General features: G+C 68.2%; 27 protein-coding genes and 1 pseudogene. 15 read left to right on the top strand and 13 right to left on the bottom strand.

The window, feature by feature from the left end; translation table 11 throughout:
* Window positions 1-101 precede the first annotated feature (101 nt).
* Together rarD and CFB35_RS27960 are read right to left on the bottom strand one after the other, a co-directional pair.
* The gene (gene rarD / locus CFB35_RS27955) at window positions 102-1,001 is read right to left on the bottom strand and encodes an EamA family transporter RarD (protein ID WP_060011207.1); all 900 of its coding nucleotides are present in this window, start codon (window positions 999-1,001) and stop codon (window positions 102-104) included.
* A gap of 16 nt (window positions 1,002-1,017) precedes the next feature.
* A complete protein-coding gene (locus CFB35_RS27960; RefSeq protein ID WP_006480292.1) occupies window positions 1,018-1,314 on the bottom strand; it encodes an acylphosphatase in 297 nt (98 codons plus the stop codon).
* Window positions 1,315-1,466: 152 nt separating this feature from the next.
* Between CFB35_RS27960 and hpnA the strand changes: the two genes are divergently transcribed.
* Together hpnA and CFB35_RS27970 are read left to right on the top strand one after the other, a co-directional pair.
* Entirely contained in the window at window positions 1,467-2,474 is a 1,008-nt protein-coding gene (hpnA, locus tag CFB35_RS27965; protein ID WP_011353724.1) for a hopanoid-associated sugar epimerase, read from the top strand.
* Window positions 2,475-2,582: 108 nt separating this feature from the next.
* A complete protein-coding gene (locus CFB35_RS27970; protein ID WP_060011205.1) occupies window positions 2,583-3,905 on the top strand; it encodes a hypothetical protein in 1,323 nt (440 codons plus the stop codon).
* A 122-nt stretch (window positions 3,906-4,027) separates the two neighbouring features.
* On the opposite strand, the gene CFB35_RS27975 is transcribed toward CFB35_RS27970, so the two are convergent.
* A complete protein-coding gene (locus CFB35_RS27975; protein WP_089465864.1) occupies window positions 4,028-5,215 on the bottom strand; it encodes a glycosyltransferase in 1,188 nt (395 codons plus the stop codon).
* Window positions 5,216-5,617: 402 nt separating this feature from the next.
* Here CFB35_RS27975 and ispH point away from each other — a divergent pair, with 402 nt between their 5' ends.
* Window positions 5,618-6,559, top strand: coding sequence for a 4-hydroxy-3-methylbut-2-enyl diphosphate reductase (ispH, locus tag CFB35_RS27985; protein WP_059581714.1), 942 nt, complete (start codon window positions 5,618-5,620; stop codon window positions 6,557-6,559).
* A 12-nt stretch (window positions 6,560-6,571) separates the two neighbouring features.
* Window positions 6,572-7,732, top strand: coding sequence for an adenosyl-hopene transferase HpnH (hpnH, locus tag CFB35_RS27990; protein ID WP_006480287.1), 1,161 nt, complete (start codon window positions 6,572-6,574; stop codon window positions 7,730-7,732).
* A 148-nt stretch (window positions 7,733-7,880) separates the two neighbouring features.
* Here the strand turns inward: hpnH and CFB35_RS27995 are convergent, their stop codons facing one another.
* From CFB35_RS27995 to CFB35_RS35135, 4 genes are all read right to left on the bottom strand, one after another.
* Window positions 7,881-8,141, bottom strand: a complete 261-nt coding sequence (locus CFB35_RS27995) for a hypothetical protein (RefSeq protein WP_059581711.1) — start codon at window positions 8,139-8,141, stop codon at window positions 7,881-7,883.
* A 182-nt stretch (window positions 8,142-8,323) separates the two neighbouring features.
* On the bottom strand, window positions 8,324-8,803 hold the full coding sequence (locus tag CFB35_RS28000; protein ID WP_060011201.1) for a hypothetical protein: 480 nt from the start codon (window positions 8,801-8,803) through the stop codon (window positions 8,324-8,326).
* A gap of 223 nt (window positions 8,804-9,026) precedes the next feature.
* The gene (locus tag CFB35_RS28010) at window positions 9,027-9,404 is read right to left on the bottom strand and encodes a hypothetical protein (RefSeq protein ID WP_060011197.1); all 378 of its coding nucleotides are present in this window, start codon (window positions 9,402-9,404) and stop codon (window positions 9,027-9,029) included.
* A 136-nt stretch (window positions 9,405-9,540) separates the two neighbouring features.
* Entirely contained in the window at window positions 9,541-9,717 is a 177-nt protein-coding gene (locus CFB35_RS35135) for a hypothetical protein (protein WP_155753852.1), read from the bottom strand.
* A gap of 175 nt (window positions 9,718-9,892) precedes the next feature.
* Here CFB35_RS35135 and CFB35_RS28015 point away from each other — a divergent pair, with 175 nt between their 5' ends.
* Complete coding sequence (locus CFB35_RS28015) at window positions 9,893-10,246, top strand: DOPA 4,5-dioxygenase family protein (RefSeq protein WP_059581700.1); 354 nt, start codon at window positions 9,893-9,895, stop codon at window positions 10,244-10,246.
* 120 nt (window positions 10,247-10,366) lie between these two features.
* Complete coding sequence (locus CFB35_RS28020) at window positions 10,367-10,792, top strand: nuclear transport factor 2 family protein (protein ID WP_089465865.1); 426 nt, start codon at window positions 10,367-10,369, stop codon at window positions 10,790-10,792.
* Window positions 10,793-10,850: 58 nt separating this feature from the next.
* Here the strand turns inward: CFB35_RS28020 and CFB35_RS28025 are convergent, their stop codons facing one another.
* The 3 genes from CFB35_RS28025 to CFB35_RS28035 all read right to left on the bottom strand — a co-directional run bounded on the left by CFB35_RS28025 (window position 10,851) and on the right by CFB35_RS28035 (window position 13,974).
* Complete coding sequence (locus tag CFB35_RS28025; protein WP_050013387.1) at window positions 10,851-11,471, bottom strand: hemolysin III family protein; 621 nt, start codon at window positions 11,469-11,471, stop codon at window positions 10,851-10,853.
* Between the two features lie 205 nt (window positions 11,472-11,676).
* A complete protein-coding gene (locus CFB35_RS28030; RefSeq protein ID WP_027781714.1) occupies window positions 11,677-11,883 on the bottom strand; it encodes a YbdD/YjiX family protein in 207 nt (68 codons plus the stop codon).
* A 12-nt stretch (window positions 11,884-11,895) separates the two neighbouring features.
* Entirely contained in the window at window positions 11,896-13,974 is a 2,079-nt protein-coding gene (locus CFB35_RS28035; protein ID WP_060011194.1) for a carbon starvation CstA family protein, read from the bottom strand.
* Window positions 13,975-14,243: 269 nt separating this feature from the next.
* Here CFB35_RS28035 and CFB35_RS28040 point away from each other — a divergent pair.
* From CFB35_RS28040 to CFB35_RS28080, 8 genes and pseudogenes are all read left to right on the top strand, one after another.
* A pseudogene (locus CFB35_RS28040) lies at window positions 14,244-14,630 on the top strand (diaminopimelate epimerase); the annotation flags it as partial.
* A gap of 77 nt (window positions 14,631-14,707) precedes the next feature.
* Complete coding sequence (locus CFB35_RS28045) at window positions 14,708-15,592, top strand: RNA polymerase sigma-70 factor (RefSeq protein WP_059581688.1); 885 nt, start codon at window positions 14,708-14,710, stop codon at window positions 15,590-15,592.
* A gap of 192 nt (window positions 15,593-15,784) precedes the next feature.
* Entirely contained in the window at window positions 15,785-16,264 is a 480-nt protein-coding gene (locus tag CFB35_RS28050; RefSeq protein WP_059581685.1) for a carboxymuconolactone decarboxylase family protein, read from the top strand.
* A gap of 73 nt (window positions 16,265-16,337) precedes the next feature.
* On the top strand, window positions 16,338-16,742 hold the full coding sequence (locus CFB35_RS28055; protein WP_059581683.1) for a cupin domain-containing protein: 405 nt from the start codon (window positions 16,338-16,340) through the stop codon (window positions 16,740-16,742).
* Between the two features lie 109 nt (window positions 16,743-16,851).
* Window positions 16,852-17,865: a LysR family transcriptional regulator gene (locus CFB35_RS28060; RefSeq protein WP_059581680.1), complete on the top strand. Its 1,014-nt coding sequence runs from the start codon at window positions 16,852-16,854 to the stop codon at window positions 17,863-17,865.
* 205 nt (window positions 17,866-18,070) lie between these two features.
* Window positions 18,071-18,826, top strand: a complete 756-nt coding sequence (locus CFB35_RS28070) for an SDR family oxidoreductase (RefSeq protein ID WP_059581677.1) — start codon at window positions 18,071-18,073, stop codon at window positions 18,824-18,826.
* A gap of 20 nt (window positions 18,827-18,846) precedes the next feature.
* Window positions 18,847-19,362: an Ohr family peroxiredoxin gene (locus tag CFB35_RS28075; RefSeq protein WP_059581675.1), complete on the top strand. Its 516-nt coding sequence runs from the start codon at window positions 18,847-18,849 to the stop codon at window positions 19,360-19,362.
* 40 nt (window positions 19,363-19,402) lie between these two features.
* Window positions 19,403-20,155, top strand: a complete 753-nt coding sequence (locus CFB35_RS28080) for an SDR family NAD(P)-dependent oxidoreductase (RefSeq protein WP_059581672.1) — start codon at window positions 19,403-19,405, stop codon at window positions 20,153-20,155.
* A 61-nt stretch (window positions 20,156-20,216) separates the two neighbouring features.
* Here the strand turns inward: CFB35_RS28080 and CFB35_RS28085 are convergent, their stop codons facing one another.
* Window positions 20,217-20,645: a PRC-barrel domain-containing protein gene (locus tag CFB35_RS28085; RefSeq protein WP_059581669.1), complete on the bottom strand. Its 429-nt coding sequence runs from the start codon at window positions 20,643-20,645 to the stop codon at window positions 20,217-20,219.
* Between the two features lie 389 nt (window positions 20,646-21,034).
* Window positions 21,035-22,165 carry a 3-deoxy-7-phosphoheptulonate synthase gene (locus CFB35_RS28095; RefSeq protein ID WP_059581668.1) on the bottom strand — a complete coding sequence of 377 codons (1,131 nt, stop codon included), beginning with the start codon at window positions 22,163-22,165 and terminating at the stop codon, window positions 21,035-21,037.
* Between the two features lie 349 nt (window positions 22,166-22,514).
* Here CFB35_RS28095 and CFB35_RS28100 point away from each other — a divergent pair, with 349 nt between their 5' ends.
* Complete coding sequence (locus CFB35_RS28100) at window positions 22,515-23,069, top strand: hypothetical protein (RefSeq protein ID WP_059581666.1); 555 nt, start codon at window positions 22,515-22,517, stop codon at window positions 23,067-23,069.
* Between the two features lie 158 nt (window positions 23,070-23,227).
* On the opposite strand, the gene CFB35_RS28105 is transcribed toward CFB35_RS28100, so the two are convergent.
* Window positions 23,228-23,935, bottom strand: a complete 708-nt coding sequence (locus tag CFB35_RS28105) for a YceH family protein (protein ID WP_059582182.1) — start codon at window positions 23,933-23,935, stop codon at window positions 23,228-23,230.
* Window positions 23,936-24,293 lie beyond the last annotated feature (358 nt).

The following is a 24,293-nucleotide window of genomic DNA, read 5'->3' on the forward strand; positions in this document are numbered from 1 at the left end:
ATTCGGCGGGATTCGGCAGCGAAACGGGCGCCGCTCGACGGTCGATGAAGCACGCGATGCGCGGCACGTTTCCGCACGGCCCGCGCATCGCGACGAGGCCGTTACCCGCGCGCGGGCAGGCGCCGCATCAGCATCGCGCCGTGCCACGCGGTGAGCGCGACGGCAGCCCAGATCGGCCCGTACGTCGCGAGCTGCGCGACGCTCAGCGTTTCGCCGAGCAGCAGCAGCGACACCACGACGAGCAGCACCGGCTCGACGTAGCCGAGAATCCCGAACAGCGCCATCGGCAGCATGCGGCTCGCCTTCAGGTAGCTCGCGAGCGCGAGCGTGCTGAGAATGCCGAGCCCCGGCAGCAGCGCGGCCCACAGCAGCGGATGGCCGGCGACACGCGTCGTGCTCGTCGCGACCATCGCGAACGCGACCGGGCACAGCAGCACGATCTCGATCGCGAACGCGGCCAGCGAATCGGCGCTGATGCGCCGGCGCAGCACGAAATACGGCGGATAGCCGAGCGCGACGACCAGCGTCGGCCACGCGAACGCGCGCGTCGCCCACACCTCGTGCGCGACACCGAGCGCCGCACAGGCGACCGCCGCCCATTGCAGCGGGTCGAGCCGTTCGTGATAGTAGAAGCGGCCGACGAGCACCATCGTCAGCGGCAGCAGGAAATAGCCGAGCGACACCTCGAGCATGCGGCCGTGCAGCGGCGCCCACAGGAATAGCCACAGCTGCACGCCGAGCAGCGCCGCGCTCGCCGGTAGCGCGATCAGCAGGCGCCAGTCGCGCGCACCGCGCGCGGCGAGGGCGACGAGCGCCGGCCAGCGGCCGCGCAGCGCGATCAGCGCGAGCGCGCCCGGCGCGGTCCAGAGGATGCGCCACGCGAAGATGTCGAGCCCCGTGAGCGGCGCGAGCAGTTTCGCGTAAGCCGACATCAGCGCGAACAGCGTCGATGCCATCACCGACAGCATCAGGCCGCGCCCCGCCTCCGGATACCCCGTCATGATCGTCGTGTGCCCCTTACTGCTGCTGGAAACGTTCGAAGCGCTTCTCGGTGCGGCGTTCCTCGAACGTCACCTCGGTCACGCGCGCGGCGGGCGGCCCGTGACGCAGCCACGCGAGCATCCGGTCGATCTGTGCGCCGGGCCCCTGGATCATCGCCTCGACGGTGCCGTCCTCGAGATTCGCGACCCAGCCGCGCAGCTTCAGCGCATGCGCTTCGCGCACCGTCGCATGACGAAAGCCGACGCCCTGCACGACGCCGCGCACCCGCACGTAGTAGGTCTCGATCCGTTCGTCCAGTTCATTGCGGCTCATCGCGTCGCCCTCCCGTTGCATTCAAGCCCGGCATTGTAGTCGCGTCGGCCGCTTCGCACACGCGCCGGCCGGGCGTCGCCGCGCACGCCGACCACGTACAATCTCGCCGATGCCCAACCGCCGCGCCGCCCGCGCGGCCCAGAAGGAAACGCATGACTGATACTTCCCGCGATCTCGTTCTCGTCACCGGCGCGTCCGGTTTCGTCGGCTCGGCCGTCGCGCGCATCGCGCAGCAGAAAGGCTATGCGGTGCGCGTGCTCGTGCGCCCGACCAGTCCGCGCACGAACGTCGCGGATCTCGATGCCGAGATCGTCACCGGCGACATGCGCGACGAGGCGTCGATGCGCGCCGCGCTGCGCGGCGTGCGCTACCTGCTGCACGTGGCGGCCGACTACCGGCTGTGGGCGCCCGATCCCGACGAGATCGAGCGCGCGAACCTCGAAGGCGCGGTCGCGACGATGCGCGCGGCCCGCGCGGAAGGCGTCGAGCGGATCGTCTACACGAGCAGCGTCGCGACGCTGAAGGTGACGAGCGCCGGCGACCCGTCCGACGAGAACCGGCCGCTCACGGCCGAGCAGGCGATCGGCGTCTACAAGCGCAGCAAGGTGCTCGCGGAGCGCGCGGTCGAACGGATGATCGCCGACGAAGGGCTGCCGGCCGTGATCGTCAATCCGTCGACGCCGATCGGCCCGCGCGACGTGAAACCGACGCCGACCGGCCGCATCATCGTCGAGGCCGCGCTCGGCAAGATTCCCGCGTTCGTCGATACGGGGCTGAACCTCGTGCACGTCGACGACGTCGCGCACGGCCACTTCCTCGCGCTCGAGCGCGGCCGGATCGGCGAGCGCTACATCCTCGGCGGCGAGAACCTGCCGCTGCAGCAGATGCTCGCGGACATCGCGCAGATGACGGGCCGCAAGGCGCCGACGATCGCGCTGCCGCGCTGGCCGCTGTATCCGCTCGCGGTGGGCGCCGAAGCGGTCGCGAAGTTCACGAAGAAGGAGCCGTTCGTCACCGTGGACGGGCTGCGGATGTCGAAGAACAAGATGTATTTCACGTCCGCGAAGGCCGAGCGCGAGCTCGGCTACCGGGCGCGCCCGTATCGCGAAGGGCTGCGCGATGCGCTCGACTGGTTCGGCTCGGCGGGCTACCTGAAGTAACACAAAGCGGCGCACCTCGCGCCGCTTTGCGCACTTTGTTACACGTCGCGCACGGACCGGCATCGGCGCAGCGGTTAAAATCGCGGGTCTTACGCAGAGAAGACACGCATGAACCTCAACGATCAGATCGCTTCGCTCGCCACGGGCGTCGATCAGCTCCTCCACGATCACCACGCCGCGCAGCAGGCGGCACGCAGCGCGGAAGCCTTCGCGCGCGCCGCCGCGGCGGAGGCCCGGGCTGCCGCCGAGCGCCACGCGGCGGCGGAAGCCGAAGCGAAGGCCGCCGCGCAGCGCCATACGGCCGCCGCCGCCGATGCCGAAGCCGCGCAGCGGCGCCATGCCGATGCCACCGCCGTCGCCGAGGCGGCCGCCCAACGCCATACCGATGCCGCCGCGCAAGCCGAAGCCGCTTCGCAGCGCCATGCGGAAGCCACCGCGCTGACCGAAGCGCTCGCGCAACGTCACGCGGATGCCGAGGCCGCATCGCAGCGGCACGCGGCGGCGATCGCCGAAGCCGAGGCCGCCGCGCAGCGTCATCACGCTGCCGCGACCGAAGCCGAAGCGGCCGCGCAACGTCATGCGGCGGCGACCGCCGAAGCCGAAGCCGCCGCGAAGCGCCACGCGGAAGCGACCGCCGAAGCCGAGGCCGCCGCACAGCGCCACCGGGCCGCGATCGCCGAGGCCGAGGCCGTCACGCAACGCCACGCCGAGGCGATCGCCCAGGCCGAAGCCGCCGCGCAACGCCACGCCGAGGCCACCGCCGAAGCCGAAGCCATCACGCAGCGCCATACCGAGGCGATCGCTCAGGCCGAAGCGGCCGCGCAGCACCACGCGAAGGCCATCGCCGACGCCGAGGCGCTGGTCGAGGCCGTCGTCCAGGAAGCCGCGACGAGCGCGGCGGCAACCGCCGTGGCGGCTGAAGTCGTCGAGCCGGCGGTGGCGCCGCCAGCGTCCGTGAACGCGGCCGCGCCGGCCGTGGCTGAAACGGTCGAGACGGTCGAAGTGGTCGAAGCAGCCGGCGCGCCGGCCGATGCCGAGACGGCACCGATTCCGACCACACGAGCCGAAACCGCGGTTGAAGCCGGCGCCGCTGCCGCGCCTGCCGACAAGGCGACGCTGCACGTGTCGCGCCCGTCCCAGAACGAACTCACGCTGTCCATCAACGGCCAGTCGATCACGCTGCATCCCGAGCAACTGGGCCAGTTGATCGAGGAGCTCGCGCATGCACGCGCGTCGATGCAGCCGGAGCCGCCGCCCGGCATTCCGGCCGGCTGGCGTTTCGTGACGACGAAGAACCCGATGATGGCCGTGCAGAAGCAGGCGAACGGCGACCGCCTGCTGGTCGCGCGCCACACGGGCTACGGCTGGGTGCCGTTCACGTTCTCGCCGGACGTCGTGATCCAGATGTACATGATGCTGACGCAGCGGTAAGCGCCGGCATCGGCCGGCAACCGGCCGGAAAGCAAACAGCCCGAATCGGCTTGCGTCGATCCGGGCTGTGTGTTTTCAGGGGGCCGGTTTATCGGTACGGCAGCGGCATCCGCCGGCGTGGGTCAGCGCTCCACCGGCGCCTGCACGCGCGCCTTCCACTGGCCGCCCTTGCCGCGCCAGTAACGCCACGCGGACGCGAACGTCGCGCCGACGTAGAACAGCGCGACGAGCGGCAGCGCGGGCGCCCACAGCGGCGAGCGCCGGTAGTAGCGCAGCATCGGCGCATACGCGGCGCACATCGACGCCCACGCGAGCCAGGCCGGCCATGCGCGCGCGCCGTAGGCCAGCGCGGCGACGGGCGGCACCAGATAGATGATCGTCATCCCGAGCAGCGTGCCGGCCAGCAGTAGCGGCGAATAGTGCAACTGCGTGAACGCGGTGCGCGCGATCATGTTCCAGATGTCGCGCCAGCTGTCGTACGGGCGCAGCGACACGCTGCGATCGGCGAGATCGAGCCGGATCGGATGGCGGCCGCCGCCGCGATGCTTGATCTGCGCGGCAAGGCTGCAGTCGTCGATCAGCGCGCCGCGAATCGATTCGATGCCGCCCGCTTCCTCGAGCGCCGTGCGCTTCACGAGCATGCAGCCGCCCGCGGCGCCGGCCGTCCGGTTGCGCGGGTTGTTGATCCACGAGAACGGGTACAGCTTCGCGAAGAAGAACACGAACGCCGGAATCAACGCCTTTTCCCAGAACGAATCGCAGCGCAGCCGCACCATCAGCGACACGAGATCGCGATTTTCGGCCTGCGCGCGCGTGACGAGCTGCGCGACGGCGTCGGGCGGATGGCCGATGTCGGCATCCGTCAGCAGCAGGTAGTCGGCCCGCAGGCCGAGCGTCTGCACGGCCGCGATCCCCTGCGACTGCGCCCACACCTTGCCCGACCAGCCGGCCGGCAGCGGCTTCGCGCTCAGCACCGTCAGCCGGTCGGCGCGGTTGATCGCGAGCGCGGCCGCGCGGGCCGCGTCGGCGGTGCCGTCTTCGCTGTGGTCGTCGACGATGATCAGATGAAAGTCGCCCGGATAGTCCTGCTCGAGCAGCGAAGTCGCCGCGCGGGCGATCACGTCGGCTTCGTTGCGCGCCGGCACGACGGCCACGACGGCCGGCCAGCCGGCCTCGGCCGCCGCGCCGCGGGCGTCGGGCGGCAGCGGCCGCGCGGGCTGCGCGCGCCAGAAGCCGCCGCGCGCGACGAGCAGCACGATCCAGATCACCAGCGACAGGCCGGACACCAGGAAGGCGATCGCGAGCATCATCGGCCTGCCCCCTGCCGGGCACCGGCGCGTGCGACATCAATAAGGGTCTGGAACAAAACACCCGGCCCCGCAGGGGCGGACGGGCAATACGCGTAAGAATCGACGGTCATCGAATGGCCTTGAAATGAGCGCGATGGCGGGCAGCCGGAGCGGCCGCCCGCGAAACCGCGCAGTTTACCGGGTTCCGCGCGCGCCAGCGCCGACGCGGCTCTCCCGCAATTGCAACGGTGTCGATACGGCACCGAAGCAAGGACGGCCCGATAGGGTTAAAATGCGCGATTAATTCGGGGTTCCGGGGCCTGGCCGGCCGGTTCGTTCCTGCCTTCATAACATCAAGCCGGGGCGAGCAAGCGCGTGCCAGCGCCTCGAACCCCGGCGTCTGTCGTCGGAGTTCGCTCACCTATGCGAGTCATCCTTGCCCAGCCCCGCGGCTTTTGTGCGGGGGTTGTCCGTGCGATCGAGATCGTCGATCGCGCGCTGCAACAGCACGGTGCGCCGGTCTATGTGCGTCACGAGATCGTGCATAACCGGCATGTCGTCGAAAATCTGCGTAATAAAGGGGCACGATTCGTTGAGGAACTCGACGAGGTGCCGCACGGCGCTGTCGCGATCTTCAGCGCGCACGGTGTCGCCCAGACGGTCGAGCGCGACGCGCAAACGCGCGGGCTCGACGTGCTCGACGCGACCTGCCCGCTCGTCACGAAAGTGCACGTGCAGGGCCGCCAGTACGTCGCGGCGGGCCGCCGGCTGATCCTGATCGGCCACGCGGGCCACCCGGAAGTCGAGGGCACGATCGGCCAGATTCCGGCCGAGGTGATCCTCGTGCAGAGCGAGGCCGAAGTCGATACGCTGACGTTGCCCGTCGACACGCCGGTCGCGTACATCACGCAGACCACGCTGTCGGTGGACGACACGCGCGGCATCATCGAAGCGCTGCAGCGCCGGTTCACCGACCTCGTCGGCCCGGACACGCGCGACATCTGCTATGCCACGCAGAATCGCCAGGCCGCCGTGCGCGAGCTGAGCGAACAGGTTGACGTGCTGCTCGTCGTCGGTGCGACGAACAGCTCGAACTCGAACCGCCTGCGCGAGATCGGCACCGAAAGCGGTGTGCCGAGCTATCTCGTCGCCGACGGCTCGGAAGTGAAGGCCGAATGGTTCGCGGGCGTGCAGACGGTCGGCCTGACCGCCGGCGCGTCGGCGCCCGAGGAAATGGTCGAGGATGTAATCGGCGCGCTGCGCGCGCTGGGGCCCGTCGAGGTCGCGACGATGGCGGGCCGTGAAGAAAAAGTCGAATTCAAGTTGCCGGCGAAGCTCACGCAAGCTGTCGCCCGCGAAGTTTAAGGAGGACATCCCTTGTCTATTCCGCTGCTCCAGCAAGTCCGTGTCGGCGCCTACATCGTGCGCCAGCACCTGTCCGGCAACAAACGCTATCCGCTCGCGCTGATGCTCGAGCCGCTGTTCCGCTGCAACCTCGCGTGCAACGGCTGCGGCAAGATCGATTATCCGGATCCGATCCTGAACCAGCGTCTTTCCGTCGAGGAATGCCTGCAGGCCGTCGACGAGTGCGGCGCGCCCGTCGTGTCGATCGCCGGCGGCGAGCCGCTGCTCCACAAGGAGATGCCGGAAATCGTCAAGGGCATCATGAAGCGCAAGAAGTTCGTGTACCTGTGCACGAACGCGCTGCTGATGGAAAAGAAGATGGACGACTACCAGCCGAGCCCGTATTTCGTCTGGTCGGTCCACCTCGACGGCGACAAGGACATGCACGACCATTCCGTGTCGCAGGAAGGCGTGTACGACAAGGCGGTCGCGGCGATCAAGGAAGCGAAGCGCCGCGGCTTCCGCGTGAACATCAACTGCACGCTGTTCAACGATGCGATCCCCGAGCGCGTCGCGAAGTTCTTCGACACGCTGGGCCCGATCGGCGTCGACGGCATCACCGTGTCGCCGGGCTACGCGTACGAGCGCGCGCCGGATCAGCAGCACTTCCTGAACCGCGACAAGACGAAGAACCTGTTCCGCGAAATCCTGAAGCGCGGCGAAGGCGGCAAGCGCTGGTCGTTCAGCCAGTCGTCGCTGTTCCTCGACTTCCTGGCCGGCAACCAGACGTACAAGTGCACGCCGTGGGGCAACCCGGCGCGTACGGTGTTCGGCTGGCAGAAGCCGTGCTACCTGGTCGGCGAAGGTTACGTGAAGACCTTCAAGGAGCTGATGGAAACGACGGAGTGGGACAACTACGGCGTCGGCAACTACGAGAAGTGCGCGGACTGCATGGTCCACTGCGGCTTCGAGGCCACGGCCGTGATGGACACGATCTCGAACCCGCTGAAGGCGCTGCGCGTGAGCCGCAAGGGCATCAAGACCGACGGCCCGTTCGCACCGGACATCTCGATCGCGAAGCAGCGTCCGGCCGAGTACGTGTTCTCGCGCCACGTCGAGATCAAGCTCGAGGAAATCCAGCGCGCCGGCAAGGGCAAGCTGCAGAAGCCGGCGAAGTCGGCAACGGCCGCTTAAGCGCGTTTCGCCGCGCGGCGGTTCGCGCCTTCAGCGGCCACGCATCGAAGCAGCGCCACGGAGTTCGCTCCGTGGCGCTTTTGTTTTGTCGGACGCCGTGTGACGCGTGGCGCTTGCACGTGTACGTGCGGGGACGAACGTCCGTCGCCTAGCTTCGCGACTCCGCTGCGGCGATCAGTTGCCACGCGGTCGGCCCCGGATCGAGCAGCGGATCGGACGGCGGGTCGAGATCGTGCCGATGCGCTTCCTCCGACGGCAATCTCTGTGATTTCGCGATGCCGATTTCGTCGCCGCAGACGGTGCATCGGTAGATGCCCGCCACCGTCACCTCGCTGCCCGGCGGGAGATTCTCGCTGAATGCGCGGCCACTTCCGCACGTGAAGTAGCCGCCGCTCCTGTATAGCGCCATCGCTCCTCCTGACCGAAAACGAATGCGTTCGCGTCGACACGCATGATCGCGGCGTTCGCCGCGAACGTCGCGAACATGGATCGTCGTCGCCCGGCCACACCGGGTTCCAGTCATGTCATTAGACGGCGCGCGGCCGCGCGATGGAATCGGACACGTATGAAACGCGGCCGTCGGCCAGCCGTTCAATGCAGAATGGCCGGCTCCCGCATCTTCGTCGCGGCCTGCGCGACCAACCCCGGCTGTTCGGCGGAAGCGAACGTGCAGACATGACGCCACAGCTCTGCCAGCCGATGCCGCGTGAGCGTCGCGACGCACGCGTCGTTCGCGGCGAGCACGCGTTCGAGCACCGCGCATTCGTGGGCGTGCAGCGTCCATGCACCGCCTTGCGCGGCGCGCGCCGCGCTCGCGTCCAGCACGCGCTCCGCGTCGACGCACAGGGCGATGGTCGCATCGGGGGAGACCGCATCGTCGAGCGCGAGGAAGACCAGATACACGCTCGTGCGCAGCCGCATCAGCAGCGCTTCGCTACCGTGCTCGCCGCGCAGCGCGACCAGCGCCATGTGGCATTTCAGCGAGATGTCGCGTGCATGCGCGAGCGGCAGCGGCAGCAGCCATTCGCGCGTCAACGGCGGATGGCGCCGGCCTTTTCGGGCAACCTTCATGATTCGCCCTCGCTCGCGCATGCGTCGTTCGCCGCCGCCCCCGGCCACGCGCTGCGGCACACGCGCGCGCAGCGGCCCGCGTCGCGCAGGGCGTGCGCCCGACGTCGCACGCCGCGCACATCGGCGCGCCGTCGCGTCGCGCTCGCTTGCGGCAGCCTGCGTATCGCCAGCTCACGCAACACGCCGAACAATCGGTTCGGGCACGCCATGTCCGTCTCCCGCATCAAAACGTGTTGTCGCCCTTCAGGTAGTACGCGGTTTTCACGAAGAACGCCTTCACCGGATGGCCGCTCTGCGCGTCGCGGGCCGCCCGCGCTTCCATCGCGGCCTTCTCGTCGCGCCACCGGTCGGGCATCGGGTTGTTCACGCGCTCGAGCGCACGCTGCATCGCGAGCGGATAGTTCTGGTTGCCGGCCGTCGTCGCGCGATAGCCGGCGCGCGTCATCTGCATGAGCTGCGCATCGGTTTCGGCACGCGCCGCCGACCAGGTCAACGGCGCGGCATTCGGGGTGTCGGCGACGCCGATCGACTGCGCAAAGCTAACGGCCGGCAACGCAGCGAGTGCGCAAGAAAGAACGGCAACGGGAACGAGGGATCGCATAATGGCCTCCAGATGGTTGTCCCCGCATCGATCCAGCATCGATGCGTTGAAATCATCGTATGTCGGGCCGCATCCCGGTTGAATAGCCGAATCCGCAATTGTTATTTTCAGCCGCGCATTCGGCGCATGAGCCGCGTCATTCGCGAATCCATTCGAAACGGAATTTCTTTATTTCATTCAACGACCTGATCGGATTCTTACCGGTGATCCGGCTCGGCGCACATACCGCTCTTTCAATTTCCGAAATGACGTGTTGCCGGCGCGATGCCGGCCGGCGCGCCTGCAGACAAGGCTTTGGCGTGATGTCGCGCATGCGGATACCGCCGAAACGATTTCATCCGATCAGCCGATTCTTCTGATGCAGGACAAATCGTCCGCGTCGGCCTGCCGGATCGGGACACGACGCATGCCGCAAGGACGCGCGATAATCACGCATCGGCCGTTTCACACGGCATCTCAGGTGTTTTCATTTTTAATCGAATCTCTCCATGGTCGCTCTCGACATTACCGCCATCGACAGTTGGCACGCGCACGTCTATTTCGATGCGGCGAGCCGCGACGCGGCCTGGGCGTTTCGCCAGGTCGTCGACGCGCGGTTCGGCGCGGTCATCGAACTCGGCCGCTTTCACGAACGCCTCGTCGGCCCGCATCCGGCGTGGTCGTACCAGATCGCGTTCGGCGCCGCGCGATTCGACGACATCGTGCCCTGGCTCGTGCTGAACCACGGCGCGCTCGACATCTTCGTGCATCCGAATACCGGCGACGACCTGCGCGACCATCGCGATTGCGCGATGTGGATCGGCAAGTCGTATACGCTGAATCTCGACGCGCTGGCCGGCTAACGGCCGGCGCGCCCTGCCGCCTTCGCCGCGGCGAGGCATTCACGTTTCGGGTCGACGTGAAACGTCTGGTGGCGGCGCGCCTCTACAGTGGTTTCCGTGATCGACTTCCGGAAACCCGCGATGACACCCGCAGACACCCACGCCGACGCCCGACGCATCCATGAAGACTGGCACGCCGCCGTCGTCGCCCGCGACCTCGACGCGCTGATGTCGCTGTATGCCGACGACGCGGTGCTCGAAACGCCGCTCGTCGTCGCCACGCGGCCCGCGCACGGCACGGGCGTGCTGCGCGGCAAGGCCGCGATCGGCGCCTTCCTCGCGGCCGGCCTGCGCGATCCCGACAACGGGCTCGGGCGCTGGTACCGGACCGGGCTGTTCTTCTCGAACGGCCGCCAGCTCGTCTGGGAGTACCCGCGCGCAACGCCGGACGGCGACCAGGTGGATCTCGTCGAAGTGATGGATCTGCGCGACGGGCTGATCGCGCATCATCGCGTGTATTGGGGATGGGCCGGGTTCAACGCGCTGCGGGCCGCCTCGCGCCCGTAGCGCATGCTCGGGCCGGCTGGCCACGCGCGGACATCATCTGCCCGACGCTCCATGCCGCTCACGCGACATACATCGCGACACTGACGAACTGGCACAGGCTGCCGGCCAGCACGAAAAGGTGCCAGATACCGTGCCCGTGGCGGATGCGTTCGTCGTTGATGAAGAAGTAGATCCCCGCGCTGTAGATCACGCCACCGGCCACGAGCCACGCGGTGCCCACGGGCGGCAGCGCATGAATCAGCGGACGCACGGCGACGAGCGCGAGCCAGCCCATCAGCACGTACAGGATCATCGACAGCAGGCGCGTGCGGCGCCCGAGCGTCAGCTCCTGCACGATGCCGAACACGGCGAGCCCCCAGCTCACGCCGAACAGCGACCAGCCCCACGGGCCGCGCAGCGTGACCAGCGTGAACGGCGTGTAGCTGCCGGCGATCAGCAGGTAGATCGCGGCATGGTCGCATTTCTGCAGGATCGCCTTCAGGCGCGGGTTGCGCACGCTGTGATACGCCGTCGAGATCGCGTAGAGCAGGATCAGCATCGCGCCGTACACGCTGAAGCTCACGACCTTGTACGGGTCCCCTTCGAGCGCGCCCATCGTCACGAGCGCCACGAGGCCGGCTACCGACAGCACCGCGCCGACGAGATGGGAAATGCTGTTGAAACGCTCACCGACATGCACGACGTGTTCTCCTGCGGTCCATCGGGAAAAGAGGGAGCCCTATGATACCGGCGGCCGGATAGCCCGTGCTGCGCCCGGGCAAACGGCGTGCGAGCGCCATGCGCCGCGCGCCGCCGGCCGGCGCAAAAAAAAGCGCCGCGACATCCATCGCGGCGCTTCCGTTTCGTCAACCGGACCGATTCGTCAGGTCATTGCAACGGCCGGTTCAGCAACACTTCCCTGCTCCCGACCCATACCGCGCGTTCTGGCGTTCGCGGAAGAATTCCTCGTAGGTCATCGGCTCGCGGTCCGGATGGGTTTCGCGCATGTGCGCGACGTAGGTGTCGTAGTCGGGCAGGCCGACCATCAGCCGCAACGCCTGCCCGAGGTAACGCCCCGCGCTACGCAGGTCGCTGCCGAGATCGGTAAACATCGCGGCCTCCCGTTATCGTCCGCTGCCGAGCGCCTGCGTGGCCGGCATCGCTTCGTACGGCGTCTCGCGCACGGTCGGCTTCGATTCGCGGCGCGCGCGCAGCACGGCGAGCAGGCCGTACACCGCGATGCTCACGACGACGAAGATGAACAGCCCGGCCAGCGCCGCATCGATGTAGTCGTTGAAGATGATCCGCTTCATCTGCGCGATCGACTTCGCCGGCGCGAGCACCTTGCCTTCGTCCACCGCGGCCTGCAGCTTCGCGGCGTGCGCGAGGAAGCTGACCTTCGGGTTCGCGTCGAAAATCTTCTGCCAGCCGGCCGTCAGCGTGCAGATCAGGAGCCACGCGGTCGGCACGATCGTCACCCACGCATAGCGCTCGCGCTTCATCTTGAACAGCACGACGGTGCCGAGCACCAGCGCGATCGCGGCGAGCATCTGGTTGGAGATGCCGAACAGCGGCCACAGCGTGTTGATGCCGCCGAGCGGATCGACCACGCCCTGGTACAGGAAGTAGCCCCACGCGGCCACGCACAGCCCGGTGGCGACCAGGTTCGCGGGCAGCGACTCGGTGCGCTTGAGCGCCGGGTGGAACGTGCCGAGCAGATCCTGCAGCATGAAGCGGCCCGCACGCGTGCCCGCGTCGACGGCCGTCAGGATGAACAGCGCCTCGAACAGGATCGCGAAGTGATACCAGAACGCCATCATCGCTTCGCCGCCGATCACCTGGTGCAGGATGTGCGCCATGCCGACGGCCAGCGTCGGCGCGCCGCCCGCGCGCGCGATGATCGTCGTTTCGCCGACGGCCTTCGCGGTTTGCGTGAGCATGTCGGGCGTCAGCACGAAGCCCCATTGCGTGACGGTGTTCGCGACCGCTTCCGGCGTCGAGCCGAGCACGGCCGCCGGCGCGTTCATCGCGAAGTAGATGCCCGGCTCGATCACGCACGCGGCGACCAGCGCCATGATCGCGACGAACGATTCCATCAGCATCGCGCCGTAACCGATGAAGCGCGCGTTGGTTTCGTTGTCGATCAGCTTCGGCGTCGTGCCCGACGAGATCAGCGCGTGGAAGCCCGATACGGCGCCGCACGCGATCGTGATGAACAGGAACGGGAACAGGTTGCCCGACCACACCGGGCCCGTGCCGTCGACGAACTTCGTCAGCGCGGGCATCTTCAGTTCCGGTGCGACGACCAGGATGCCGATCGCGAGGCCGAGGATCGTGCCGATCTTCAGGAACGTCGACAGGTAGTCGCGCGGCGCGAGCAGCAGCCACACCGGCAGCACCGATGCGACGAAGCCGTAGCCGATGAGAATCCACGTGAGCTGCGTGCCGCTGAACGTGAACCATGCGGCAACCGTGGGCGAGGCGGCCACGTTCTGGCCGAACGCGATCGCCGCCATCAGCCCGATGAAGCCGATGATCGACACTTCGCCGATCCGGCCCGGGCGGATGTAGCGCGTGTAGACGCCCATGAACAGCGCGATCGGAATCGTCGCGGCGACGGTGAACGTGCCCCACGGCGAATTCGTCAGCGCCTTCACGACGATCAGCGCGAGCACCGCGAGGATGATCACCATGATCAGGAACGCGCCGAACAGCGCGATCACGCCGGGCACCGTGCCGAGTTCCATCTTGACGAGGTCGCCGAGCGAGCGGCCGTCGCGGCGCGTCGAGATGAACAGCACGATGAAGTCCTGCACGGCGCCGGCGAACACGACGCCGGCCAGGATCCACAGCATGCCGGGCGTGTAGCCCATCTGCGCGGCGAGCACGGGGCCGACCAGCGGCCCGGCGCCGGCGATCGCGGCGAAGTGATGGCCGAACAGCACGTACTTGTTGGTCGGCACGTAGTCGAGGCCGTCGTTGTACTTGACCGCCGGCGTCATCCGCAGCCCGTCGAGCTGCATGACCTTGCTGGCGATGAAACGGCTGTAGAAGCGATACGCGATCAGATACACGCAGACTGCGGCGATCACGATCCAGAGGGCACTGACGCGCTCGCCGTGAGCGAGTGCGATCGTGCCGAATGCGAACGCGCCGAGCAGCGCGACCGCGATCCAGAGCAGGGTACTGGAAGCCCGATTCATGGCGTCTCCTGGTCTCCAATGTGTTTTTGAGTGGATGCGGCCCGAAAGCCGAACCCGCGTGACGTCGATGCGTCGTGCCGCAGCCTCGCAGAAGCCGCGGCGATGGGCCGTAGTATTCCGCGCGACGGGGGCCGCTTACAAGCGGATAACTACGTATGAGGATCTACGTAGAATTACGTAGTCGCTGTCACATGCCCGCCGTCAGGCCACGATTGCTCACGACCGGCGAGCCACGTACAGTATTCGCCTGCCCCCATTCCGGAACCGCCATGCCGATTGCATTTCAGAAGACGAACGCGAATGGCGATGACTTCGTCGTCAACCTGCGTGGTCAAGGGCACGATCCCGCGCATCGCGTCGATCGCGACCTCGTGCGACGCATCGGCGGTCGGCATCGCGGCATCGGCTCCAACCCGCTCGCGGTTGGGTCGGATTGCGACGATGCGGCCGCCCGTGTCGCGTTCCGGAACCCCGACGGCTCGGCGCTCGATACCTGCGGCAGCGCGACGCGCGGTGTCGCATTGAAGCTGATGCGGGGAACCGGCGCGGCGTCGGTCGTGCCGTGCACGAATCGCGGGCGCCTGCACTGTTCCCAGGATACAGACGGGTTGATCGAGGTCGAAATGGGCGTGCCGCTGCTCGGCTGGCAGGACGTGACGGTTCGATGGAACGGCACCGGCAGCGTGTTCCTGAGCGGGCACGTGACATTCGGGTTCAACGGGGCGTGGCTGTGATGACCGACGACGCACAAACCTTTCACGCGTTGCGCCCGCGCCTGCAGAAGATCGCGTACCGGATGCTCGGCTCGATCGCGGACGCCGAGGACATCGTGCAGGACGTGTGGCTGCGCTGGCACGACGCGGCGCGCGAGCGCATCGAGAACGCCGAGGCCTGGCTCGTCGCGGTCACGACGCGGACGTCGATCGACCGCCTGCGCGCGGCGAAGCTCCGGCGCGAGCACTACACGGGCATCTGGCTGCCCGAGCCGGAACTGGGCGAATCGCCTGCCACGCCGGAGGAAATGACCGAGCGCGCGAACGACGTATCGGTCGCGTACCTGCTGCTGCTCGAACGGCTGACGCCGGAAGCGCGCGCGGCCTTCCTGCTGCGCGAAGTGTTCGATGCCGACTACGACGAGATTGCCGACGCAATCGGCAAATCCGAAGCCGCGTGCCGGCAGCTCGTCAGCCGCGCGAAGGCCCAGTTGCGCGACGACGACAGGCCGCGCCACGTCGTGCCGCGCGAAAAGCACCGGCAATTGCTGCAGAGCTTTTCGCACGCGCTCGCGCAAGGCGATTTCCCGTCGATCCAGGCGCTCCTCGCCGAAGACGCGATGCTGATCGGCGATGGCGGCGGCAAGGTCCAGAGTTTCCCGAAACCGCTGGTCGGCGGTCGCCGTATCGCTCAACTGTTCTATGCGACGTGGTTGCGCTGCGGCAGCGGTGTCGAGATGCGGCCGGTCGTGCTGAACGGCGAATGGGCGATGCTGCGCTTCATCGCAGGGCAACTCGAAGCGGCGATGTCGTTCGAGACCGACGGCGCGCGCATCGGCCGGATTCTCGTGCAGCGCAACCCCGACAAGCTCGCGCGGATCGCGGCCGCCTGCGCGGCCGGCTGACTTGCGCGTCCCCGCGCCGGCGCCGGCCGCGCCCGCCGTCGAGCGCGGATTGATGCAGCGCGCGCAACACGATGCGTCCCTGTGCGTGGCTACCGCGTATCGGCGCACCCTCCTAAGATGATTTCGCGCGGCGCCCTGCCGCCCACGACACCCGCACCACGCGGGCCAGCCTCTTCGTCGCCAGGAGAAATCATGACGCAGCGTCTCAACTACATGCATCAATCGCCCGAGCTGTTCAAGCAGTTCCTCGAACTCAGCAATTTGCTGCGCGGCAGCGCGATCGAGGAATCGATCCGCGATCTCGTGTCGGCCCGTGCGTCGCAGCTCAACGGCTGCGCGTTCTGCCTCGACATGCACGTGAAGGAAGCGCGCCTTCACGGCGAGCGCGAGCTGCGCCTGCACCATCTGGCGACGTGGCGCGAATCGACGCTGTTCTCGCCGCGCGAGCGGGCCGCGCTGGCCTGGACCGAAATACTGACGAAACTCCCCGAGCACGGCGTGCCGGACGATGTCTACGATCGCGTGCGCGGCCAGTTCTCCGAGAAGGAATTGTCGGACCTGACGTTCGAAGTGATGGCGATCAACGGCTGGAACCGCGCGAATGTGGCGTTCCGCACCGCTCCGGGTTCGGCCGACAAGGCTTACGGCCTCGACAAGGCCAATCTCGCCTGACGCCCTCGCCCGGTCGCGGGCGCCCTTCTTCGCCGCCGGCGGCCTGCCGGCGGCGGTCACTGGAATACATCCCATGATTCGCTTGAAACATGCCGGCGCATCCGCGCTCCTGGTCGCGGCCGCCACCGCCGGCGCCGCCCATGCGGCGCCCTCGGCCATCGTCACGACGCTGATGACGAAGCCCCTCGACGACTATCCGGGCAAGGAAGCCCAGATGATCTCGGTCGAATACCCGCCCGGCGCTGTCGACCCGGTTCACCGCCACCACGCCGACGCATTCGTCTATGTCGTCGAAGGCTCGATCGTGATGCAGGTGAAGGGCGGCGAGCCCGTCACGCTGAAACCGGGCCAGACCTTCTACGAGGGCCCGAACGACCTGCACACGGTCGGACGCAACGCGAGCCAGACCCGGCCCGCGAAGTTCATCGTGCTGTTGTTGAAGGACAAGGGCGCGCCCGTGCTCGTGCCGGAAAAATAGCCGGCTCGCACGCCGCCGCGACCTTTTTGAAAAAATGCGGCGGGCGGTGTCACAGGCGGCAGCGCTGAAACGTCTAGTCGCATACGGACACCACGATTCCAGCGCCACCATGCCCGACACCTCCATCCGCCGCCCCGATGCCGACGACCCGTTCGCGCGCAGCTTCTCGACCTGCTATGCCGGCGTGGTCACGTTCCTGGCCGTCGTCACCGAGGGTAGCTTCGCGCGCGCCGCCGACCGCCTCGGCGTCGGCCGCTCGTCGGTCAGCCGCCACGTGCAGCGGCTCGAGGACCGGCTCGACGCACGCCTGTTCCAGCGCACCACCCGCAGCATGTCGCTGACGCGCGAAGGCGAGCTCTTCTACGAAAACTGCCGGCCCGGCATCGAGCATCTGGCGCAGGCGCTCGAGGACATGCGCGAGCTGCGCAGCGGGCCGCCCAGCGGGCACCTGCGCATCGGCGCGACGCCGGGCTTCGGCCGCAAGGTCATCGCGCCGCTGCTGCGCGACTTCCATGCGCAGTATCCGGACATCACGCTCGAACTGCTGCTGAACGACCGGCCCGTCGATTTCTCCGCCGACCGCATCGACGTCGCGTTTCGCGACGGCCGCATGGAGGACAGCGCGATCGTCGCGCGCCGGCTGATTCCGATGCAGATGATCGTCTGCGCGTCGCCGTCGTACGCGCATCAGCACGGCTTGCCGCGCCACGTCGACGATCTCGAGCGGCATCGCTGCATCAACCTGCGCACCGCATCGGGCCGCGTGACGGAATGGGAATTCAGGATCGACGGCGTGACGCAGCAGCGCCAGATCGCCGCGCATCACACGTTCAACGACATCGATCTCGTCGTGCAGGCGGCGCTCGACGGGCTCGGCATCGCGCAGTTGCCCGCGTACCAGGTGTGCGACCTGCTCGCCGACGGCCGGCTGGTGAGCTGTCTCGGCCAGCACGCGCCGGACGACGGCGGCCACTATCTCTGTTACCTGAGCCGCAAGCACCTGCCCACGCGGATCCGCGTGTTCATCGACTACATGATCGAACAGACGCGTGCGCGCGAACTGCACTGCCCGGCGACGATGACGACCATGACGACGACGGCGCCGCTGGAGGCGGTCGATTGATGCATTCGCGGCAACATGGTGAGGGCTTGCAGGACACTGGCGGATCGCGCGGCGCATGCCTACGATGCGGGCTGTTCGGCAGGCACGCGCATACGGCGCGGCGCCGCTCGGCAAGGCGGCGGCCCGATCGCGCGAACGCGATCGGCGCCGGTTTCGGCAGGTTCAAGCGGCGCGCATGTCGCGCGCCCGTTCAAGGAGAGCAATCGTGAAGATCGTCGTCATTGGTGGTACCGGCCTCATCGGCAGCAAGGTCGTCAGGAACCTGATCGCACGCGGCCACGACGCGGTGGCGGCAGCGCCGTCGACGGGCGTCGATACGATCACGGGTGCGGGGCTGGACGACGCGCTCGCCGGCGCGGAGGTCGTGGTCGATCTCGCGAATTCGCCGTCGTTCGAGGAAGCGGCCGTGAAGGCATTCTTCGAGGCGTCGGGACGCAACCTGTTCGCCGCGGAGCGCGCGGCCGGCGTGCGCCATCACGTCGCGTTGTCGGTGGTCGGCACCGACCGGTTGCAACAGAGCGCGTATTTCCGCGGCAAGATCGTTCAGGAGAACCTGATCCGCGAAGCGGGCGTGCCGTACACGATCGTGCGCTCGACGCAGTTCTTCGAATTCGTCGGCGCGATCGCGCAGGCTGGCGCGCAAGGCGACACGGTCCGCTTGACCACCGCGCACTTCCAGCCGATCGCGTCGGACGACGTCGCGGCCGCCGTGACCGATTTCGCGCTCGATGCGCCGCGCAACGGCATCGTCGAGATCGGCGGCCCCGAGCGCGTGCGGATCGCCGATCTGGTCGAACGTTTCCTGTCGGCCACGCACGACGCGCGCACGGTGACGCGGGATGCGGGCGCCGACTACTTCGGCGCGGTGCTGCAGGACGACACGCTCGTGCCGGCGCCCGGCGCGCGCCTCGGCGCGACGACCTTCGACGCGTGGTTCCGGCAGCACGCGCTCGCGCGCTGACCACCGCCGGATCGCACACCATGACGCCGCTGCGCCCGCCGCCGCTGTCGCTGCTCGACCGGTATCGCGGCCGAGAACCGCAGACGCTGTACTCGACGACGGTCACCGTCACGGGCGGCGAGGCCGAGCACGGCCGCGCATCGGGCGTCGCGCGTTCCGACGACGGGCGCCTGGATGTCGAGCTGCGCCTGCCGTCCGCGCTGGGCGGGCCCGGCGACGGCCCGAACCCGGAGCAACTGTTCGCCGCGAGCTATGCGGCGTGTTTTCACGGCGCGCTGAGCCTGCTGGCCGCACGGGCGGGCGTAGCGATCGCCGGCGCGTCGGTGTCCGCATCGATCGACTTCTGCCGCGATCCGATGGACGGGTTGTTCATGCTGAACGCGAACATTCGCGTGCGGCTGCCGGGCGTCGAACGCACGTTGGCGGAAGAACTCGTCCGCAATACGGAGCGTTTCTGTCCGTATACGAAGATGGCGCACGAGGGCATCAGCCACATCGTGGCGCTTGCGCCGGCGGACGATGCGCCCGAACGCTAGACGGCGTGAACGTTCCACCCATCGTCTTCACGAGGGAGTCATGCAGTCATTCGACAACAAGGTGGTCCTCATTACCGGCGGCGGCGCCGGCATCGGGCTGGCGGCGGCCGTCGCGTTCGCACGCGAAGGGGCGCGCGTCGTCATCACGGGCCGCCGCGAAGAGGCGCTTTCCGCCGCCGCGCGCAGCGCGCCGGGCATCGACTACGTGGTCGCGGACGCCGGCAATCCGGCCGACGCCACGCGCACGATCGACGAAACGGTCGCACTGGCGGGGCGGCTCGACGTGCTGGTCAACAATGCGGGCGCGGGGGCGATCCTGCCGCTCGAGTCGGCGACCTTCGACGCGATCGGCGCGATCTTCCGCGTCAATACGCTCGGGCCGTCGATGCTCGCGACCGCCGCGCTGCCGCATCTGAAAGCGGCGCGCGGCAGCATCGTCAACGTGTCGAGCACGTTCGGACACAAGGCTGCGGCGCTGTTGTCGCACTATGCGGCGAGCAAGGCCGCGCTCGAGCATCTGACGCGCTGCTGGGCGCTCGAGCTCGCATCGGCGGGCGTGCGCGTGAACGCCGTTGCGGCGGGCCCGACGGAAACGGACTTCCTGTCGGAACGGATGAAGCTGTCGGAAACCGACATCGAAGCGATCAAGGCGCAGGAGCGCGCGCGCATTCCGCTCGGCCGGCGTGGCGAGCCCGCGGACGTCGCGAGCTGGATCGTGTCGCTGGCATCGCCGCAGGCGGCATGGATGACGGGGCAGGTAATCACGGTCGACGGCGGGCTCGACGCAACCTGACCGTCGCCGGAACGCGCGTCACCCGTCGCGACGGGCGACGCGTGACGCGCGAGATGGCGGATCAGTGCTTTTCGTCGACCTTCTTCGGCTTCGGCGGCGACGGCACCTTCGCGTACTGGAACGCCGGCGTGGCCTTCAGCGCCTCCTTCGTCGCGCCGGGCAGGTAGATGTTGCCGTTGCGCACGTCGAGCGACGCGATCGGCACCGCGACGTCATGCGCGGCCACGCCGAGGAAGCCGCCGGCCGACACGATCGCGGCGGACACCGAGCCGTCCGGCGCGACGATCAGGTCGCGCACCTTGCCGACCTTCTGGTTGTCGTCGTTGTATACGGTCTTGCCAAGCACGCTCTTCTTCACGCTCCAGCCTTCGAGCAGCGCCTGCGACTGCTCGACGGTCACGCTGATCGGCTGCGCGCCCGCGATCTGCGCGTGCGCGCTGACGCTCGAGGCGAGGACGGTTGCTGCGATGAGGGTCTTGTAGAACTTCATGTTTCATGCACTCCGGTGCGGTTGTTGTGGATTCCGGGCGCGAAGCGGGCGCAACGGCTGATCGGTGGGCGCCCCGCGGATGGCCGCCCCGCGGATGGCCGCCCCGCGCTTCGTCGGTCGCGTGACGGCCGGCCGCACCGCCACTGCGCGTGTGCGTGGCGGACCGGCATGGCCGGACTGCGGCGAGCAACACGTCTTTCATGGTAGCGGCATTCGCCGGATCGTGCGTTCACGATGCAACACGGCAGATGGGGCAAGCCGGATCAGGATCAACGATTCGTGCGGACAGATGGGGCGCGCGGCCCGGAAAAATGGCGCCGCGGCCTGTCGATCAGGACAACCTCACGAAACGCATACCCGGCCTTCTGGGCGCATCGGACCACGCGGCGTCACGCATTGCGCGAATACGTTCGCCGGTGCCGCACGGCGTCGGCCAGCACGTCGAGCACAGGCTCCGTCTGCGTCCAGCTCAGGCACGCATCGGTGATCGACACGCCGTACTTGAGCGGCACGCCGGGCTTCAGGTCCTGTCGGCCGGCTTCGAGATGGCTCTCCACCATCACGCCGACGATCCGATGCTCGCCCTGCCCCAACTGCCGCGCGAGATCCTGCGCCACCTCGATCTGCCGCTCGTGCGACTTGTTCGAGTTCGCATGCGAGCAATCGACCATCACCTGTTCGCGCAATCCGGCCTTGCGCAGCACCGCGCAGCTTGCTTCGACGTGCTCGGCGTCATAGTTCGGGCCGTTCTTGCCGCCGCGCAGGATCACGTGCGCATCGTCGTTGCCGCGCGTCTCGAAGATCGCGGCCATCCCCATCTTCGTCATCCCCATGAACGCATGGCTCGCAGCCGCGGCGACGATCGCGTCCGACGCGACCTGCACGCCGCCGTCGGTGCCGTTCTTGAAACCGATCGGGCAGCTCAGCCCCGACGCCAGCTGACGGTGGCTCTGGCTCTCGGTGGTGCGCGCGCCGATCGCGCCCCACGCGATCAGGTCGGCGATGTACTGCGGGCTCAGCAGGTCGAGGAATTCGGTCGACGCCGGCAGGCCGAGCGCGTTGATGTCGAGCAACAGTTGCCGCGCGGCGCGCAGCCCTTCGTTGATGCGGAAGCTGCCATCCAGGCGCGGATCGTTGATGTAGCCCTTCCAGCCGACCGTCGTGCGCGGCTTCTCGAAGTAGACGCGCATCGTGATCAGCAGGTCGTCCTTCAACGCGTCGGCGGCCGCCTTCAGCCGGCGTGCGTAATCGAGCGCCTGGTCGTGATCGTGGATCGAGCACGGGCCGACGACGAGCAGCAGGCGATCGTCGCGGCCGTGCAGGATGTCGCCGATCGCGCGGCGCGTGTCCTCGACGAGCGTCTGCGTGGCGGCCGGCACCGGCAGTTCGTCGAGCAGCAGCGCGGGCGAAATCAGCGGGCGCACCGCGCCGATGCGCACGTCGTCGATGCGCGTGGTGTCCTGCGTCGCGTCGGCGCTGCCTACCTCGCGATCGTGGGAAGGATTGTCGAGGTTCTGCATGGTGATTCTCCGGGGGACGTCTGTCTGGAATGATGGGCAGGCTCGATTATGGCACTCGCGCGAGACGGTAGCGGCTTGCGGCGGGGGAAGGCGGGCGGCCGCCGCGGGAATGCGGCCGACGTCAAAACGGGGCAAAAAAGGCGTGTCGCAAGGGTTCGCCTGCCGTTCGCCGCGTTGCGCGGCGTGGTGGCCAGCAAGCGGCCCGGCCGTTCGGCCGAGTGTTCGCGTGCGGACGAAGTACCGTACGATCGCAACTGTCCGGTAGCGAAGCGGCCCGTCGGGTGACGTCCGCCGCTTCGCGTACCACTTGCCTGCGACCACGCGTTCCCTGCCCGACCGACACATCACGATGACCGTTTCCGAATTGCTCCGCGCCATCCGCCAACCCTATGCCGATCTGCTCGCGAAAGCAGCCACGCAACCGGCAGTCGTCGTCGAACCGGCCTACCGGCGGGACGATGGCACGCTGGCCACCGAAGGTCCGCTCGCGCTGCCGTGCCGCGCCGATACCATCGCCGCCGAAGGCGAATCGGCCGGCGAGCCCGCGATGGTCGACTCGGCCACGCAACTGGATTTCGAGCCGTTCGCGTTCGAGCTCGAAACGGCGGCCGTGTCGATCCGCCCGTTCGTCTGGGACTGGGCCGCGGTCGAAGCCGACGGTCTCGACGAAACCGCTGCCAACGATGCCTTCAAGACGTGGTTCCTCGCGTGGTTCGACGGGGACGACGAGAACACGCCAGCCGAGGATGGATTGCACGGTATCGTTCACTACCTGTCGGAACCGGTTCGCACGGAACAGGGCTGGCGCATCCACGCGGATCTCGGTTCCGCGCCGGAGACGGCCGTCGAGGATCTGCTGTTCCGGCTCGTCGATGCCGGCGCGACGCGGATCAGTGTCGGTTGACATGCATCTTCATCATTCACGCACCGTCATGAAAACCATCCTGTTGTCGCCCGTGATGCGCCCGTTGATCCGAAGCGCGTGTCGCTACCTCGTCCCCGGCGTCAAGCTGAAGTAACGCGGCGGTGCGCACGCCCCGCCGTCATCGCATCGGCAGACGATCAGCCTGCGTCGCCCGGCGCGTCGGCGTCGATGCCGAGTTCGCTCGCCATCCGCCGAACCAGCGCATTCAGTCGCGCCACTTCGTCCGCCAGGCGCTTCTGCTCGGCCTTCAGCGCTTCGAATTCGGAAGGCGGCACCGAATCCGCGCCGCCGGCATCCGCGCTCGCGAAGTCGGCCATGTTCACTTCGCCGCACATCAGGTGCATCCAGCGGTTCTCGCGCGCGCCCGGTGCACGCGGCAGGCGGACGACGAGCGGCTGCGCGCGCGCCGCGAGTTCGTCGAGGAACGCCTCGACCGACGAGATATCCGCGAAGCCGTGCAGGCGCGCGCTGTTCAGGCGCAACTCCGCGGCCGTCTGCGGGCCGCGCAGCAGCAGGATCGTCAGCAGCGCGATCGCCTGGCTCGGGATGCCGAGCACGCGGTTCATGTTGTGCTCGAAGCGCGGCACGCGGCTGCTGCTGCCTTCCATCACGAGGCTCAGGTGCTTCAGCCCGTCGAGCGCGGTCGTGACTTCGTCCTCGCTCACGTTCATCACGGGCGAGCGCGCGGTTTTCTGGTTGCAGCCGGCGGTCAGCGCGTTCAGCGACAGCGGATAGGTATCCGGCACCGTGTGCTGTTTCTCGACGAGCACGCCGAGAATGCGGGCCTCGAGGGGCGTGAGTTCGCGAAGGGCGCGGGGCGTGGGCGTATCCGGCGTGGTGTTCATGGGTGGCGTCGCAGCGTGCAGCAGGTGAAGGGAACGGTCGCGGCCCGCGCGGCATCGCGCACGGGCGAGCCATATGATAGCTCGCGGCGCGTGTCCCGGTGCCGCTCGCCGCCCCGGCGTGCGCACTTGCCGCAGCGGGCTTTCGTCGGACGTGGCGGTGCGCCCGATGGCACGCGGCGCCACGCGGCGATGCATGCGCGCGCCGCACCGCCGATTCATCGTCCACGCGCGCCCGGGCGTTTGCGCGATGCACATGCCGGCGCTACGATATGCGTTCATCCCGATACCCGCGGCGCCGCGCGCGACCGTCTTCGCACGCCACACCACGCATGACTCGCCGAACGCGCCGACGCCGTGC

It is taken from the genome of Burkholderia sp. AU16482 (genome assembly GCF_002223285.1).
GTDB lineage: Bacteria > Pseudomonadota > Gammaproteobacteria > Burkholderiales > Burkholderiaceae > Burkholderia > Burkholderia semiarida.

Bases quoted from the DNA above. Each gene is read 5' to 3' on its own strand.
- rarD (WP_060011207.1), bottom strand. From the start codon at position 1,001: ATGACGGGGTATCCGGAGGCGGGGCGCGGCCTGATGCTGTCGGTGATG.
- CFB35_RS27960 (WP_006480292.1), bottom strand. From the start codon at position 1,314: ATGAGCCGCAATGAACTGGACGAACGGATCGAGACCTACTACGTGCGG.
- hpnA (WP_011353724.1), top strand. From the start codon at position 1,467: ATGACTGATACTTCCCGCGATCTCGTTCTCGTCACCGGCGCGTCCGGT.
- CFB35_RS27970 (WP_060011205.1), top strand. From the start codon at position 2,583: ATGAACCTCAACGATCAGATCGCTTCGCTCGCCACGGGCGTCGATCAG.
- CFB35_RS27975 (WP_089465864.1), bottom strand. From the start codon at position 5,215: ATGATGCTCGCGATCGCCTTCCTGGTGTCCGGCCTGTCGCTGGTGATC.
- ispH (WP_059581714.1), top strand. From the start codon at position 5,618: ATGCGAGTCATCCTTGCCCAGCCCCGCGGCTTTTGTGCGGGGGTTGTC.
- CFB35_RS27995 (WP_059581711.1), bottom strand. From the start codon at position 8,141: ATGGCGCTATACAGGAGCGGCGGCTACTTCACGTGCGGAAGTGGCCGC.
- CFB35_RS28000 (WP_060011201.1), bottom strand. From the start codon at position 8,803: ATGAAGGTTGCCCGAAAAGGCCGGCGCCATCCGCCGTTGACGCGCGAA.
- CFB35_RS28010 (WP_060011197.1), bottom strand. From the start codon at position 9,404: ATGCGATCCCTCGTTCCCGTTGCCGTTCTTTCTTGCGCACTCGCTGCG.
- CFB35_RS35135 (WP_155753852.1), bottom strand. From the start codon at position 9,717: ATGCGCGACATCACGCCAAAGCCTTGTCTGCAGGCGCGCCGGCCGGCA.
- CFB35_RS28015 (WP_059581700.1), top strand. From the start codon at position 9,893: ATGGTCGCTCTCGACATTACCGCCATCGACAGTTGGCACGCGCACGTC.
- CFB35_RS28020 (WP_089465865.1), top strand. From the start codon at position 10,367: ATGACACCCGCAGACACCCACGCCGACGCCCGACGCATCCATGAAGAC.
- CFB35_RS28030 (WP_027781714.1), bottom strand. From the start codon at position 11,883: ATGTTTACCGATCTCGGCAGCGACCTGCGTAGCGCGGGGCGTTACCTC.
- CFB35_RS28035 (WP_060011194.1), bottom strand. From the start codon at position 13,974: ATGAATCGGGCTTCCAGTACCCTGCTCTGGATCGCGGTCGCGCTGCTC.
- CFB35_RS28045 (WP_059581688.1), top strand. From the start codon at position 14,708: ATGACCGACGACGCACAAACCTTTCACGCGTTGCGCCCGCGCCTGCAG.
- CFB35_RS28050 (WP_059581685.1), top strand. From the start codon at position 15,785: ATGACGCAGCGTCTCAACTACATGCATCAATCGCCCGAGCTGTTCAAG.
- CFB35_RS28055 (WP_059581683.1), top strand. From the start codon at position 16,338: ATGATTCGCTTGAAACATGCCGGCGCATCCGCGCTCCTGGTCGCGGCC.
- CFB35_RS28060 (WP_059581680.1), top strand. From the start codon at position 16,852: ATGCCCGACACCTCCATCCGCCGCCCCGATGCCGACGACCCGTTCGCG.
- CFB35_RS28075 (WP_059581675.1), top strand. From the start codon at position 18,847: ATGACGCCGCTGCGCCCGCCGCCGCTGTCGCTGCTCGACCGGTATCGC.
- CFB35_RS28080 (WP_059581672.1), top strand. From the start codon at position 19,403: ATGCAGTCATTCGACAACAAGGTGGTCCTCATTACCGGCGGCGGCGCC.
- CFB35_RS28085 (WP_059581669.1), bottom strand. From the start codon at position 20,645: ATGAAGTTCTACAAGACCCTCATCGCAGCAACCGTCCTCGCCTCGAGC.
- CFB35_RS28095 (WP_059581668.1), bottom strand. From the start codon at position 22,165: ATGCAGAACCTCGACAATCCTTCCCACGATCGCGAGGTAGGCAGCGCC.
- CFB35_RS28100 (WP_059581666.1), top strand. From the start codon at position 22,515: ATGACCGTTTCCGAATTGCTCCGCGCCATCCGCCAACCCTATGCCGAT.
- CFB35_RS28105 (WP_059582182.1), bottom strand. From the start codon at position 23,935: ATGAACACCACGCCGGATACGCCCACGCCCCGCGCCCTTCGCGAACTC.